The following is a 15,431-nucleotide window of genomic DNA, read 5'->3' on the forward strand; positions in this document are numbered from 1 at the left end:
GCATTCAACCAACAAATCAATTCAGCCAAGTTCCCCGCTGTAAATAAGCATAAAGTTTAATAAAAATCACAAAAATTAATCGTTAAGATAATATTCCATCAATTGTCGTGTTAGTTTTTTACTTCGAACTTGTTGCATTTTAACCTACGGAACTGGAAAAACATCTACAGGATTAACAATCCTAATCTGTCATAAAAAATGCAGCTGCTTAAAAATCGATTATTTAAGGATAAAATCGTGAATAAAGTTAGCTTACTTACAGCGTCAATAACATTAGCTTTAGCGGGATGTGGCGGATCAGATGATGATAGCTCATCATCAAATAGTGGCGTTACTATTACCGGCTTTGACGGCTACTTCGAAAATGCAGTGGTATTTATCGATGATAACAACAATGGCGCCTGGGACATTTCAGAGAAAGCTCTTGGCCTAACAGATAAAAAAGGTCAACTCAATGTAGGCACAACAAAACCCGATGGTATTCTCGCGCTACAAGTATTAAATGGTGATGGCACATTTAACTCACATTTAGCAGCCAATGAGTTAACTACCAACCTATTTACTGTCGACTCAGACTTTCCTGGCCAGCCAGTCGAACATAATCTCGTATTCCGATCACCAAACTCTTCAGACGTCATTTCTCCTATTACCGATCTCGTTGCTATTGAAATGGCAAATAACGGTGCTTTATCGGAAGATGAAGCAATCACAGAAGTCAGCAAAGCACTCAATGGTGGTGTTGAGGATGATAACTTTAACCCTTATACCGACTTTGTTAGTGGTAATGATGCAGATTCCTCACTACATAAAAAAGCACAAATTCTAACTGCATCAAAAGCCCAAAATGAAAGTGCTTACAACACTGGAACCAAAGCGAAAGAAATTGCTGACGAAGCAAAGCAGGTTGTCGATACACTAACCGAAGACCAACTTAAAGACCCGAGTTTTGTTACACCAGTTGATGGTGATACGAGTGTCATTGAAGTACCAACATATAAAACTACCGTTAATGCTGAAGTTTACGAACAAATTCAAGAGTCGTTAGATAATCTTGAATTAGAGCTTGGTACTCTTGGTTCGCCAGACTATTTCCTAAAGATCGACCTCAGCAAACTATTTAATGACAAAGATACCAACATAGAATCAGGTCTAATTAAGATCGATTCATCAAGCCTAGTCGGTAGTAATATTGAAGCGGTTTATCATTACAACGAAACGTTTGAATTAAACATCGGCGTAAGCCCAACAAAATCCATCGCCAAAGCGGGCGAATTCAAAATCAATGTATTCGTCGGTAATTCAACACATACCAATAGTACTCGAGCTATTTTCACTCTTAACGTGGATAAAGGTGAAGCCATTGAACCCGAAGTTAAAGGTGACCTTGAATTATTACAATCCAAGATAGCTAGCTGGTCCCTTACTGCAGGCACAGAAATAACGGCTCAAGATGCTTTCACTATTTCCTATTCTGACTTATTTGACGGAAATAACTTGGAAATCATCGGCAGCTCAAGTCTTGAATCTAATGGACTAAGCCTTACGAAAGATGAAAATAATCAGGAATTCCTACTGACTGGAACACCGCAAAAATCGAGTGCAGACTTTGGCATCGATTTTAAAATCTGGATAACAGCAACAGATACGATAAATGGACTATCAAAAAAAATCACATTAGATGTGCCAGAAATTAAGGAAAAACAATTAAACCCATTGGAAGAAAAAGATCTCTTCTTCATTGAAACACCAGATTGGGACAGTTCAGAAACACTTAGCCATTGTGTCTCCTTCCGCTTAGAAGATGGCAACTTCTACCTTGGTGATGAAAATTATTCAGCAAGCCTAACCTCTAGTTGTGCTCCCGTGTCTTCTGCATCAAGCGGTACATACACTATTGATGGGGACATAATCACCATTCTTGAAAATGGTGAAGACCCAATGACGCTGGAAATCAAACACACATCTGAACAAGGTGAGTCGACACGCTTTATGGTTCAAAGTATTGAGCAAAGAACTAATAGCGATAATTATATCTCGATGTTTGAGGCGATTAATGACCGACAAGAAACTGAAAACCGTATCAATCAAAGTTCAATAGACGACTGGGATGATCTATCTCAAGTCACAACATTAAAGATTTACGATGATTTTGTTGAGCTACACATTACTGCTCAAATGAAAAACGAAGATGATACAGGTACTGGTATTGCGGATGCTGACTTGTACTTCGAAAATATGAACGGCGATATCACATGTGATGATTTGCAAGCGTCATTTGACGGGTTTTCATTCGGCGACGTATCAAGTTATGAATGTTATGACAAAGAAGACACCCTTAATGGTGTAACTCGCAAATACGCAACTTATGACTTTGACTTCAATGAACATTTTGCCAACCCAAGCACTCATAGAGTTTATATGATTGGATTAACAGATGCAGATCCAACATTCAATATGAACATCACATTTGATGGTGATAGCTCATACGAGTAATTTTTACTCCTATATTTTGTTGCTAAAACAAGCCCTGCAAATTGCAGGGTTTGTTTATCTAAAAAATCACTTCAACTGCTGTAAGTACTTATAAACCGTCGGCTCTGAAATATTCAAGCTATGCGCCACCTTACCCACGGTGCCTTTAAGCAAGAAAATACCTTCATTATTCAAATCGGTCACGATAGTGATTTTGTCTTCTTTCGACAAATCTGCCAGCGCAACCGGATAAGCTTCCAGTACTTTTTCGATACGAATATCGACCATCTCAGGAATGCTTACACCTAGATGTTCATCAACATGGTTTTCTTCCGTCATCTCTGGAAAACCAGAAAGCAGTGAATCTATAAAACGCTTCGCATTAACAAATTGCTCAACCATCATGTTAATGCACAGCGCTCCAACAATTTTTTTCTCCGCATTTCGAATATAAAAAGTCGCACACTTTAGCTTTTTGTTGTCTTTCGATAGACCAACATAGTTGCACTCATAGTCTACTGACTTATCCGTTGCTATCGACTTTGCCACCAAGTTGGTAATCGGATCGCCAACGACTCTACCGCTGATATGACCATTGCGGATCTTATAAATCGAGGCCTCTAAGTCGCGCAAATCATGCAAAACCACCTCAACGTCGTGCCCTAAAAAATCCGCCAACATATCAACGATTGGTTCATACAATGACAAATAATTCATGCCCCATCTCCTTAGTATTTTTCCTTATAATAATTTATCACACACCAGTGAAATAAAGATATAAATTATAATAATTTCTATCATTCATTCATTTTAGCGATAATTATCACGTTTTTTGTATAAATTATTCGCCATAATCCGCCCCATAATAAGTGTGAAGATAATTTTTTATCAAAATTTAACAACTAATAAGAGTGAAACATTATGTGGAAAAAGCTAGAGCCGTACCGCTCATCAATAGTCTTACTATTGGCACTCATCATTGGCGCGATCTTTGGTATCGCGGCACCAGAACTGGCACTCAAAGTAAAACCAATCGGTCAAATCTTTCTAAACCTTCTTTTCATGGTGATCGTTCCTCTGGTTTCACTCAGCGTTATGTCTTCAATTGCGAGCATGACTGACCTGAAAAAACTAGGCAAAATTCTTGGTCTTGTATTGGTCATCTCAATTGCAATGGCCTTCTTCCCTGCACTGGGTATCGTGGGCATCGCTCAGATGTTCGATATCTCTCAAGGTGTAACGATCGACCTTAGCCAAGAGTTTACTGGCGGCAATGGCGGCATGGATTTCGTTAGCATGTTCACGACCAATGACTTTGTTGGCCTGCTATCTAAATCAAACATCCTTGCTCTGATCATCATGTCGGTTCTAGCCGGTATCGCAACCAGCCAAGCGGGTGAGAAAGGTAAAAAAATTGCTGAACTTATCGATGCTGCAAACGCAATCGTAATGAACATCGTTGGCCTAATCATGAAACTTGCTCCTGTGGGTCTAGGCGCATTCTTCGCGGCAACTATGGCATCACAAGACAGCTCAATCCTTGCACCTCTAGCAACCGTTATTGGCCTATTGTGTGGCTACATGGTGGTTTACTACATCGTTGGTGCGTGCGTTTACTCGTACATTGGTGGTGGCGTAAATGGCGTGAAACAATTCTGGAAATACGCGGCGGCACCTTCTATTACAGCACTAGGTACGTGTTCATCTCTAGGTACACTACCTGTAACGATTAAAACAGCAGACAACATGGGTATCCGTAAAGATATCTACGACATCTGTATTCCACTGTTCGTGAACCTAAACAAATCTGGCGTAGCAATCACTGCGGCAATCAAAGTGGTCTTCATCTACGCAGTACTAGGTCTACCGTTCACTTTTGATGTGTTTGCAATGACCATGGTTATCGCGGTGCTATCTGCAATCATCATCGGTGGTGTTCCTGGTGGTGCTTTCCTAGGTGAAATCTTCATCGTAACCACGCTAGGTCTACCGCTTGAAGCGATCCCTGTACTGGTTGTAATCGGTACGGTATGTGATGCTCCAGCAACGGTTCTCAACGTAGTACACGACTTAAACGCAACACAAATCGTTGAACGCTTTATGGGTAAAGAAACACAACAACAAGAACAATCTCAACCTGTTGAACAACTGGCATAGGACACAGAACAATGACAAGCAAAAATATTGAAACACAATTAGTGAACGCAGGCCGTAAATCTCGTTACCTACAAGGCTCTGTTAACCCAGTGATCCAACGCGCATCTTCACTTGTATTTGACAGCGTACAACAGAAGAAACACGCAACGGCTAACCGTGCAAAAGGTGAATTGTTCTATGGTCGTCGCGGTACTTTGACTCACTTCGCTCTACAAGATGCAATGTGTGAGCTAGAAGGTGGCGCGGGTTGTTACCTATACCCATGTGGCGCTGCTGCCGTTTCAAACGCTATCTTGGCATTCGTTGAGTCTGGTGACCACGTTATCATGACAGGCGCGGCTTACGAGCCAACTCAAGATTTCTGCAACATTGTACTGAAAGGTATGGGCATCGAAACCACTTACTACGATCCAACCATCGGTGCTGAAATCGCTGAGCTAGTAAAACCAAACACTAAAGTATTGTTCCTAGAGTCACCAAGCTCGGTAACTATGGAAGTACAAGATATCCCGGGTATTGTGAAAGCCGTTCGTGCGGTTTCAGAAGATATCATCATCATGATCGACAATACTTGGGCTGCTGGCATCCTTTTCCCTGCACTTGAGTACGGCATTGATATCTCGATTCAAGCGGGGACGAAATACATCGTTGGTCACTCTGATGCGATGCTAGGCACCGCAGTAAGTAACGAGCGTTGCTGGGATCGCCTACGTGAGCGTTCATACCTAATGGGTCAAATGGTCGACGCAGACACGGCATACGTGGCAATGCGTGGTTTACGTACTATGGGCATTCGCTTAGCTCAACATGAGAAAGCCAGTATCGAAGTCGCGCAATGGCTATCTGAGCGACCTGAAGTCGCCGTGGTTAACCACCCAGCACTGCCAAGCTGTAAAGGCCACGAATTCTATGTTCGTGATTTCAAAGGTTGTAACGGTCTGTTCAGCTTCGTTCTGAATAAAAAGCTAACTCAAGAAGAACTAGAAGCGTACTTAGACAACTTTGAACACTTCTCAATGGCGTACTCATGGGGTGGTTACGAATCTTTGATTTTGGCTAACCAACCTGAAGAGCTCAACGCGATTCGCCCTGCGAACCCTGTTGATTTTGAAGGCACGCTAGTTCGTATTCACATTGGTCTAGAAAACGTATCAGACCTAATCGAAGACCTAGAAAACGGCTTCAAACGCGTTTACTAATTATCACTTTGGCACCATCTCACGATGGTGCTTTTTCGGAGTTTCCATGCAAGTAGTATTTTCAGACCAAGCCCCAGCGGCTGTTGGCCCATTCTCTCAAGCGATCAAATCAAACGGTATGCTTTACCTTTCAGGTCAACTACCTCTTGATCCTGCCACAATGAAGTTCGCTGCAGATGACGTAACAGGCCAAGCACAACAGATCTTCCGCAACATTAGTGCTGTGCTAGCAGAAGCGGGTAGTGAAAAAAATCGCGTTGTAAAAACGACGGTATTTCTATCTGATATGAACAATTTTGCTGAGTTCAATACTGCTTATGCTGAGTTTTTTGGTGAGCACAAACCTGCACGTTCATGTGTAGAAGTCGCTCGTCTACCATTAGATGCTCTAGTAGAAATCGAACTGATTGCTGAACTGTAATTATTATTAGTAAGTTTCTGAATTTACCTAAAGCCACTACCCCCTAGTGGCTTTTTTTTGTTCTTGCGCTATCAAAGAGTATTTTATTCAAACAGAACAAACACTTGCCAAATCGACATTCTGTATATGAAACAAGCCAACAACTAGCACTTTAGTGCGAGACAATTCAATTATCGCTACGAAAGTTCTCACTTGTCATATTCCCATTGCCATTTCATTCTTAAACTACCAAGTGCACCTACTTACATATGCCTTATTCGGCAACGACGTAATGGATTTTAAGGACAAATTTATGCGCAATTGGAGCCATCTATCGATACGAACCCGTATCTTCGTCAGTTTTTCACTCTTAACCCTGTTAAGCGTTTCAAGTGTTGCCTCTTATCTAGCGAATCATGACTACAATCAACAAAAGCAAACTTTGTTAGAACAGGTCATTCCGCAGCAACTGGATAGCTTAGGAGACAAGATTACCAACTCTTTTCTCCCATCGATTAACTATGCTCGCGTACTGACAGAATCTCTCTCCGTAGCACAGTGGCTTTATTCTCCTTATCTTGTCGAAGATACATCGGTCATTACCAACAGTTTTAGTCACATCAAAGCGGTTTCTGATGCTGATATTCTATTTTTAAGTGCACAAAGTGATTACGGTCAAGAATACTTCAGTGAAGCGGGTGGCCAATTCAAACGCCAATTACTGCAAGATTATGCCAACGGTAATTTCTATGATGCGTTTGTGGCGACCAATAAAGAGTACGACCTTAATCTTGATGAGGTTAATGGAAATAAATTCCTCTTTATTAACTACCGCAGCCAGCAAAATAAACCCAACTCTAATGAGCCACTAGTCGTGGCGGGATTGGGGGTTAACGTAAGCAGCATGGTGGAAATTGTTGAAAGCCAATCGGTAGGGCAACATGGCCATGCATTGCTGGTTGATGAGCTTGGTAACTTAAATGTGGCATCACCTAACAGCATTATCACTAACGATAATAGCCAAACAGCATTAGCAGGCTTACTCGACAAGAGCCAACAATACCAATTGGATACTCGTCACCTTAATGGCAAAGAGTATTTTATCGCCTCAAAATGGGTGCCTACTATTCAGCGCTTTGTGGTTCTCGAACTGCCAACTTCTGAGCTAATGGCCCCCATGATCGCCATGGCTTGGAAAACGCTGGCGATCTCACTCAGTGTTGCGGCTATCGCACTGGTGGTGATGTTCTGGTTAGTTCGTGCATTGATTCAACCACTACGCCAATTAACCGAAGGCATAGAGAACACCGCCTCAAAACTCGACTTAGCTCAACATATCAAAGTCAATGACAACGCAGAAATTGGCGAAGTTGCTCAACGCTTTAACCAGTTCCTCGATAGTCTAAAAGGTGCAATGCAGCAGGTAAAACACACGACGAAAAGCTCCGTTGATGCGGCTCAAATTCTGAAATCCAATTCTGATCAAGTCAACCTTGCTTCAGAAGAACAACAAGGATCTCTCGATAATATCGCCGCAACAACCCAACAGATTAATGTTGCGCTCGATGGCCTTGCCCAATTCTGCGATGAGATAAAAACCGTCTCACAAAATGGCCAAACCTCACTAAGCCGCACTGAAGACACCATGAACAGCAGCGTTAATAGCACGTTGCAGCTGCAAACTGACATGGAAAAAAGTCAGCAGGATCTCAACGACCTTAATACCCATACTGACCGTATTCTCAAAGTACTTGAAGTGATCAGTGGTATTTCAGAACAGACCAATTTACTTGCGTTAAATGCCGCAATTGAAGCCGCTCGTGCCGGTGAACATGGTCGAGGATTTGCCGTCGTCGCCGATGAGGTGCGTAGCTTGTCTCAACGTACCCATGACTCAACCAACGAGATTCAAGACATCATCAATAGCTTGATGTCAGCCGCCGCCAATGTAACCCAGCAAATGGAAGCGATTCAACAAAGCAGTGAAAGTAGTCTGACGGAGCAGCAACAAGCCGCTGAATCTCTAACGGATCTTCGCTCTGATCTGAGTAAGTTATTTGATATGAATGCCAAGATTGCTCAAGAAACACGAGAGAGTAGCAATAGCCTGAATGATATTAGCAGCAACATTGAAAACATTGTCGCGCAAGGCCACCAGCGTGAAACCTTACTCAATGAAAGCCGCCAAGCCAGTACAATGATTGTTGACTCAATGCAGGGCTTAACCACCGATGTAGAGAGGTTTAAGGGCATAAGTTAATTTCTCTGCCAAGATGTGTCAGAACAAACGATTGGCATAACCAGAAAGCGAAAAAGCATAGCGTCGATTTTCAGTAAGTCACTTTTATAGCGAAAATCGACGCCAATAAAAACCATCCTTTTGTGCTAAACGGCAGCCTATTTGAGATATAAATCGTTCTAAAATCTCAATTTTTATATACACTAGCGAAAAAAATATAATACATAGCGCAAAGTGAATTCAGACCTCAGCCAAACGCAGGTTTACTATCAACTTCTCGATCTTGAAGCTGATGAAAAAAAAGCCTATTTAGATGACCTTCAACTCAAGAATCCTTCTCTCTATGCTGAAGTATTACCACTCGTTGAAGCTGAAAACTCACCACACCTAACCGAACTGCTCAACTTCAACATTTGTAACACGAGCTTGATAGAGCAAAGTTTCTTATCTCAGCAAATTGATAAATATTTAATTACACATGAACTTGGCCGCGGTGGTATGGGTGTAGTCTATTCAGCCTGTCGTGCAGATAAACGTTTTGAACAAAAACTCGCGATTAAGTTCCTTCATCGCAATCTAGCCTATATCTTTGACGAAGGCGCTTTATTTGCCGAAGCTCAATTGCTCGCTCGTCTCAGCCATCCCAATATAGCCAAAGTTTTTGATGGTGGCGTGCATGATCAGCAAGTCTATATTGTAATGGAGCAAGTAGAAGGGATCAGCTTAGCGGAACTGTATTCTCAGAAAATATTATCTTTTGAAGAAAAACTGCAACTCTTCATTCAAATATGCAGTGGAATCGAGCATACGCACTCACACTCCATTATTCACGGCGACCTAAAACCAGAAAACATTCTTGTTGATGACAATGGTCACGCTAAGCTAATCGACTTTAACCTAACGCAGAGCTTCGACTATACAAAGAACCCAATTCTTGCGTTTAGTCATATCTATGCCAGCCCAGAGCAAAAAGCAGGGCTTTCTCTCTCACCATCCAGTGACATTTACTCTCTGGGAAAATTATTACGCTGGCTGTTTCCCGATGTTAGCTCTAACTCTGACATTCACTATATTTGTAAAAAAGCAACGCAACACGATTCAAATAAGCGCTACTCAACAGCCGCACAACTGCGACTCGATATAGAGTGTATGCGGCTCAATCTTCCGATTTCATTACGTAAAAAAGAACTGACTTACGCAGCCAAGCGTCTATTTAAACGCCACCCTATTTCAAGTTCACTTGCGATGATATTGATGCTTTCTGCCAGCATTTTTAGCTCAGTACTTATTGGCAAAAACCAACAATTAGTACATGAAAAACGTGTTGCAGAAAACCTGATTTATGAAGTGACTAGTATGATGTTTGATGCCAAAAGTCAGGAAGCGCAGAGCCTACCGGTAAGTGTGGTGCTTGATTTAACCAGACGGCGAATATTGTCCAACCCTGAAATACCAAAACATATCAAACAAAAAATGTTACTTGCAATGATGACACCATCAGAGCGTACGACCGATAAATAACGATAATAATCATAAAAATAATGCTCAATACTCATAGTCTCATCCCTTTAGCGGCATTAACACTTTGCTCATTAAGCAGCAGCGCATTTGCCGCAAACAATACCATTCGTACAGGCTACTTTATTGATGCGCCTGTCACTGGATTATTTTATAAAACAAGCTCAAACCTTTCTGGTATTACCAATAAAGGCGCCTATCAATTTTCCGATGGCGATATCGTCAGTTTTTACTTAGGAAAAGATGAAGATAGCTACCTTCTTAGCCGCTTATCAAGCCAAGAAGTGATCACTCCAACACTCGCCTCAACCAAACCGTCACGTAGCATCAATATGACTCGCCTATTACTATCACTAGATAGTACCCCAGAGGATAGACAAGAAATCCTGCTTCTCAGTGAATTGTTAGCTAACCCTGAATTTCAAAAAAACCTCAATCAATTAGATCTCAACATACTTAACAGTGAAATGGTTAAACCGCTCAATATTGAACTGGTTTCTACCAAAGAGGCCGTTGAACATTTAAACCAAAGTCAGAAATACATTGAGCAGCACTTTGCCTCCGATAAAATTATCTATTCACCGCTAAACCAACGACTCAAGAACATTATTATCAAAAAACGAGATTACTATGGTCGCGTATGTGCTTATGACTTGAGGTTTAGAAATCACCCTAAATACCGCTCTCCAATTGGTGAAATAACCTACAAAGTCACCAACCATGAACTCATTGAATACCCGGATGTCGGTGATATGTTCAATGGTTGTAACCTCAAGCCAAACCCTAACGCAAAAGTGGTTCGCACACCTGCACATGAGATGATCGACGATTATGGTGTGTCTGGTTGTGCAAAAAAAGGTTGCACTCGCAATGATTTAAATGGCTTTGCAATCGATGATTACAATGATGATGGCGATTGGAAATATCGCTCTCTCGCGATAAATTTCGATCCCACAACTTTACTACTAATGGAAAAAACTCAAGGATTAGGCCAAACGGTTAATATTCATCATCGCAATCTTACCGAGGAAATTTGGTTTACCTACCCAGAAAAACCTCATTCTGGCATCCCTTATGAGGGTATTTGGCAAGAAACAACTTATAAAGATGACCAAATCAGCGAGATGTGCCTGCTAATTAAAAACGGCACGGTCAAAACAACGCCCCTGTCAGCAAGTCATTGCCCGGAGAATGTAAACGCTTATCAAAACGATAAAACCCAGCAATATGCTGACATGTGGTGGGTGTCACCCACGGCAACTAAGGCCAATATAGGTCAATTAAATATCGCGGTTCGCTGGAATCAAAAAAGTGGCACTCCAGCTAATTTTACGACATGGGAATACCTACCCGCTGGAAAAAACTGGGATGCAGGCATTCTTTATCGCTATCAACAAACGGTGACCAAACAGACTGATGGTTCAGATCAGTTAAATACGCACGCAATTTCAGAATATTTCAAAGTAACTGGAGTTACTCAATAATGTCCTCATCCATTACAACCATCATTCACCAATGGCAAAGCGGCAACAAACAAGCGGAAAATACGCTTTATCAATTTGCATATTTACAATTAAGAAAAATTGCCCAGCAAGAACGTGAACGCTGCGCTCGAAAATATGGGCAAGAAAACAAGGTACTCCTCGATAGCGTCAACAGCACCACAGCTTTGATTCACGATGCCTATTTAAAGCTAGCAAAAAGTGGTCTTGATGACATTGCGAATCAGCGAGAGTTTTACTTAATGGCCGCAAAAGTAATGCGCCAACTGCTCATCGATAACGCACGCTCACAACTGGCTCAAAAGCGCCAAAACTTAGACTGTGTGGATAAGGAGCAACCACCGTCGCAAAACTTCGAAGACATTTTAGTGGTTGACCAAGCTTTGGATAGTTTCAGCCTCCGTTATCCACGCCAATCAAACGCGATAAAATTGAAGTATTTGATGGGATTAAAAAATGACGAAATCAGTGAGCTATTAGAATGCAGCAGCAGCCTTATTGAGAAAGATCTCAAATTTTCTAAAAGTTGGCTTCAAGCCCGGATGATATAAAAACCAATGAAGAAAAAAATCATCGTCGTGGCAATCTCTATTGCTTTAATTACTGGCGGATTCGCTTTTTTTCCAGTCAGCGGCTTCAACGCTCAATCTAATGATGGGAAAACGAATGAATCTCCTACCCACACAAACAAATCCAATCTCAACAACTCGTTAGAGCTCAAAGAAATCGTCGATAAAAAGTCATTGCAGAACCATTCGGAAAAAGGGACAGGCCCTGAGGAATATGATGATTCTGTTTGGGAGCAACACTTATCCTCAAATGACGATCTTACGGCGAACCAAATACAACCAGAATACTGGTTGGCAAACTCCGACAAAGACCAAGAAGAAACAAATAGCAATAACCCCAAACTCGCCAGTGAAAGCAACGCTAAACCGACCATTAATCATGATATTCACCAACAAATTCAGGCAACAATTAACCAGTGGAGCTGGGCGATTGGTGCACCAGTACGTGAATCTCTCAATATTGCCGGTTTATTTGAAGACCCAGAAAATGATTTGCTCTCTATCCGCATAGAACTGCAAGCACAAGGCATTCGCTTATCTGGCTATCCTGTGCTGCTTTTATCTGGAACGCCGACAACGCAAACACAATCAGGTTCGCTAACCATCCTAGCACGAGATAATGCCCATGATAGTGAAAAGGATAGCGGTTGGGTTTCTGCTCATTTTCATCTGCCTATATCGACACTACCAACCAATAACTCACATCCATTGGAAGGGGATACTTTCTATCGGCTAGAGACAACTTATTCACTGGCAGGAAAACAAACCACGTACGAAGTGGTTTACTGCGAAGCATTCAAATTCACCAATCAAGAAGTCTATTTTGCTGCATCAACGAATAAAATCGATTGTCCTGAAGAGGATAAACTCAAACCAATCGGACAATATGAAATCTCGGGTAATCAAATTATTTTGGCCAGTAACCTATCTCATTTTGATGCACAACAAACCTGGACGCTGCGGAAACAATATGACTCGGTGCAGCAACCGGACAGCGTCAATTACTTTGTGAGCGTCGATTCAGGCAAACATATTGAGAGTTACACCATGCTGAAAAACAAAGTGATGATGGAAAAGCGCATTAACAACATCACTGGTCAATACGTATTTCAAATGGCCTGGTTTGATTTCCTACTGCCCATTGATGATGAAGAATTCATGATCACGAAAATAGGCAACTACATCTACGACTACAAAGACCAAGTTGCCGGTGAAAATGGCGAGACAACCGATTCTGACCTTAACTTAGTTGGCCTGAATACCAGCCTAAGTTGCGCCAGCGTCGCACCGTGGTTTGAAAATGGCGTTCTCGCAGGCCCTGGAAAATATGATATTGATATTATTTCGACTACAAACCCTACCAATCCACAATTCACCTTGGATTGCTTTGAGTTTGTGAACAATGATCAAACTAAACAAATCGCGCTCGCCTTTGACCTGGTTTACACACCTTACGAAGAGTTCATTCATGGTGAAATTTACAGTTATATCCTCAAGCCCAAACCTCAATATGCAGATAAAATTGAAGAAATAAAATTAAATCTCATATACACCTCCCCCCAGTCTTGAACTTACAAAAACCACAAAAATGAAATTTATTTTGTGGTTTTTTTTTCATATCCCGTTCCTTGAATCATCCTCTCTAAATCATTAAAAATGCTGGCCATTGCTGAGCAATTAACAACTAAATCAGCAAGAACATTTAATCGGTCTACAACGTCAGTAGTCCAGGCTTAACAAGTCACAAGGACTGTGCAAACCACACTTTCCTGAACCGTTTTACAAGAAATATTCTTCACTGCTTGGTCTTATTTTGTTATGTGCGTTCCAAAAAAAAGACAAAAACAATACTACCACCGGCCTACTGTCAGAAAACTCCTACTCATTTTGTGATGAGAGTCACACTGAAAGCAGCTCTTGATGTACAGTATTTTCATCTTTAAAGGATAATACCGATCTTTAATATTTCTTAATAAAAACAATTATTTAACAACATTTTAGAGAATTTATAATGAATGTGAAATTGTCACTTTTAGCGACGTCAGTAGCGCTTGCTCTTGTAGGCTGTGGCGGCTCAGATAGTTCGGACGCTCAACCCTGAGGGATCCCCTCATAATTTCCCCAAAGCACAACCATGTTTGAATAGATTTTGAGCAAGCAGGGTTGCAGCCGCGAGCAAGTCTTCCCTCGTTATTGTGTAGCCAGAATGCCGCAAAACTTCCATCCCTAAGCGCACTGTTGAGAGTACATTTCGATTTTTGACAGTGTTAGCTTGGAAGTGCTTATCCCAACCTTGTTTCTGACCATGAACTCCAGCAAGCCAAAATGTCAGTTGAAGCATTAGGGCGATTAGCAGCATGATATCAAAGCGCTCTGAGCTGCTAGTTCGGCTATGACGGAGGCCTAAACCGTAGGCTGGGCTTTTCAAGTCTCGGAAGGTTTCTTCAATTTGCATACGCTTCGAGTAGAGCCTAACAAGTTGCTTTGGTGTTCGGATTTCAACGGGCAAGTTAGTCGCTAAAACCCATGGTTCTTTTGTCGAAGCGGAGTAGATTTTAGGTGACGGATGATGACAATTAGTCCGTGTCGAACGCTGATTTTTTCGGCCTTTAGGACGTGATTTATACAGTGCAATTTGACATGAAATTGGGTTGCTCTTAGTCAACCTCTTATAGCCTAAAGTCTTTGAGCGACTTGAGGATATGCTATGTAAGTTGCTGATAGGTTGCCAGTTTTCCGCACCTAAATCTGCATATTGCACTTTCCCTCTGACTCGACTTAACCAGTACCAACCTAGCTTTTCAACGGATTTATACCATGGCACTTTAAAGCCAGCATCACTGACAATGAGCGGTGTAGTGTTACTCGGTAGAATGCTTGCAAGGTCGGCTAGAAATTGGTCATGAGCCTTCTTTGAACATTGCTCTGAAAGCGGAAAGGCTTTCTCATAAAGAGTAATAGAACGACCATGTAGTGCCACCGAAGCCCGCAATACCATAAGCCGTTTTTGCTCACGAATATCAGACCAGTCAACAAGAACAATGGGCATCGAATTACCTGAACAGATAAAGCTGGCATGCCAACGGTATACAGCGAGTCGCTCTTTGTGCAAGTGACGATTACCTAACAATCTGTCGATTCGTTTGATGTTATGTTTTGTTCTGGCTTTCGTTGGCAGGTTACGACCAAGTTCGGTAAGAGTGAGCGTTTTACATTCAAGTAATGCGTGGCAAGCCAGCGTTAAACTGTTGAGTCGTTTTAAGTGCAATTCAGGGCAGAATTGGTAAAGAGAGTCGTGTAAAATATCGAGTTCGCACATCTTGTTGTCTGGTTATTGATTTTTCTCAGAACCATTTGATCACATGACAAGATGTG

General features: G+C 41.6%; 11 protein-coding genes. 9 read left to right on the forward strand and 2 right to left on the reverse strand.

Going from position 1 to position 15,431, the window contains the following annotated elements:
• Positions 1-237: 237 nt before the first annotated feature.
• Positions 238-2,493: a hypothetical protein gene (locus tag RJD38_RS05925; RefSeq protein ID WP_065431049.1), complete on the forward strand. Its 2,256-nt coding sequence runs from the start codon at positions 238-240 to the stop codon at positions 2,491-2,493.
• 66 nt (positions 2,494-2,559) lie between these two features.
• Here RJD38_RS05925 and RJD38_RS05930 read toward each other — a convergent pair whose 3' ends face one another.
• Positions 2,560-3,189: a helix-turn-helix transcriptional regulator gene (locus tag RJD38_RS05930; protein ID WP_065429550.1), complete on the reverse strand. Its 630-nt coding sequence runs from the start codon at positions 3,187-3,189 to the stop codon at positions 2,560-2,562.
• Positions 3,190-3,393: 204 nt separating this feature from the next.
• On the opposite strand from RJD38_RS05930, the gene RJD38_RS05935 reads away from it, so the two are divergent.
• The 8 genes from RJD38_RS05935 (at position 3,394) to RJD38_RS05970 (ending at position 13,625) form a co-directional block, all read left to right on the forward strand.
• Positions 3,394-4,629 carry a dicarboxylate/amino acid:cation symporter gene (locus RJD38_RS05935; protein WP_005594535.1) on the forward strand — a complete coding sequence of 412 codons (1,236 nt, stop codon included), beginning with the start codon at positions 3,394-3,396 and terminating at the stop codon, positions 4,627-4,629.
• Between the two features lie 11 nt (positions 4,630-4,640).
• Positions 4,641-5,828: a cystathionine beta-lyase gene (gene metC, locus RJD38_RS05940; RefSeq protein ID WP_005594534.1), complete on the forward strand. Its 1,188-nt coding sequence runs from the start codon at positions 4,641-4,643 to the stop codon at positions 5,826-5,828.
• A 46-nt stretch (positions 5,829-5,874) separates the two neighbouring features.
• Positions 5,875-6,249: a RidA family protein gene (locus RJD38_RS05945; RefSeq protein ID WP_005594532.1), complete on the forward strand. Its 375-nt coding sequence runs from the start codon at positions 5,875-5,877 to the stop codon at positions 6,247-6,249.
• Positions 6,250-6,541: 292 nt separating this feature from the next.
• Positions 6,542-8,488, forward strand: coding sequence for a methyl-accepting chemotaxis protein (locus RJD38_RS05950; RefSeq protein ID WP_065429553.1), 1,947 nt, complete (start codon positions 6,542-6,544; stop codon positions 8,486-8,488).
• Between the two features lie 213 nt (positions 8,489-8,701).
• Positions 8,702-9,988: a serine/threonine protein kinase gene (locus tag RJD38_RS05955; RefSeq protein ID WP_065429554.1), complete on the forward strand. Its 1,287-nt coding sequence runs from the start codon at positions 8,702-8,704 to the stop codon at positions 9,986-9,988.
• A 20-nt stretch (positions 9,989-10,008) separates the two neighbouring features.
• The gene (locus RJD38_RS05960) at positions 10,009-11,469 is read left to right on the forward strand and encodes a chromosome partitioning protein ParA (RefSeq protein WP_065545920.1); all 1,461 of its coding nucleotides are present in this window, start codon (positions 10,009-10,011) and stop codon (positions 11,467-11,469) included.
• Entirely contained in the window at positions 11,469-12,038 is a 570-nt protein-coding gene (locus RJD38_RS05965) for an ECF-type sigma factor (RefSeq protein WP_065429557.1), read from the forward strand. The genes RJD38_RS05960 and RJD38_RS05965 overlap by 1 nt, the downstream gene beginning before the upstream one ends.
• Before the next feature lie 6 nt (positions 12,039-12,044).
• A complete protein-coding gene (locus tag RJD38_RS05970) occupies positions 12,045-13,625 on the forward strand; it encodes a hypothetical protein (RefSeq protein WP_065545919.1) in 1,581 nt (526 codons plus the stop codon).
• A 541-nt stretch (positions 13,626-14,166) separates the two neighbouring features.
• Here RJD38_RS05970 and RJD38_RS05975 read toward each other — a convergent pair.
• On the reverse strand, positions 14,167-15,375 hold the full coding sequence (locus tag RJD38_RS05975) for an IS4 family transposase (RefSeq protein ID WP_032073033.1): 1,209 nt from the start codon (positions 15,373-15,375) through the stop codon (positions 14,167-14,169).
• Positions 15,376-15,431 lie beyond the last annotated feature (56 nt).

This window comes from Vibrio scophthalmi (assembly GCF_040869025.1).
In the GTDB taxonomy this organism is placed as follows: Bacteria; Pseudomonadota; Gammaproteobacteria; order Enterobacterales; family Vibrionaceae; genus Vibrio; species Vibrio scophthalmi.

Coding starts and splice junctions, on each gene's coding strand:
- RJD38_RS05935 (WP_005594535.1), top strand. CDS start 3,394: ATGTGGAAAAAGCTAGAGCCGTACCGCTCATCAATAGTCTTACTATTG.
- RJD38_RS05950 (WP_065429553.1), top strand. CDS start 6,542: ATGCGCAATTGGAGCCATCTATCGATACGAACCCGTATCTTCGTCAGT.
- RJD38_RS05965 (WP_065429557.1), top strand. CDS start 11,469: ATGTCCTCATCCATTACAACCATCATTCACCAATGGCAAAGCGGCAAC.
- RJD38_RS05970 (WP_065545919.1), top strand. CDS start 12,045: ATGAAGAAAAAAATCATCGTCGTGGCAATCTCTATTGCTTTAATTACT.
- metC (WP_005594534.1), top strand. CDS start 4,641: ATGACAAGCAAAAATATTGAAACACAATTAGTGAACGCAGGCCGTAAA.
- RJD38_RS05975 (WP_032073033.1), bottom strand. CDS start 15,375: ATGTGCGAACTCGATATTTTACACGACTCTCTTTACCAATTCTGCCCT.
- RJD38_RS05960 (WP_065545920.1), top strand. CDS start 10,009: ATGCTCAATACTCATAGTCTCATCCCTTTAGCGGCATTAACACTTTGC.
- RJD38_RS05945 (WP_005594532.1), top strand. CDS start 5,875: ATGCAAGTAGTATTTTCAGACCAAGCCCCAGCGGCTGTTGGCCCATTC.
- RJD38_RS05930 (WP_065429550.1), bottom strand. CDS start 3,189: ATGAATTATTTGTCATTGTATGAACCAATCGTTGATATGTTGGCGGAT.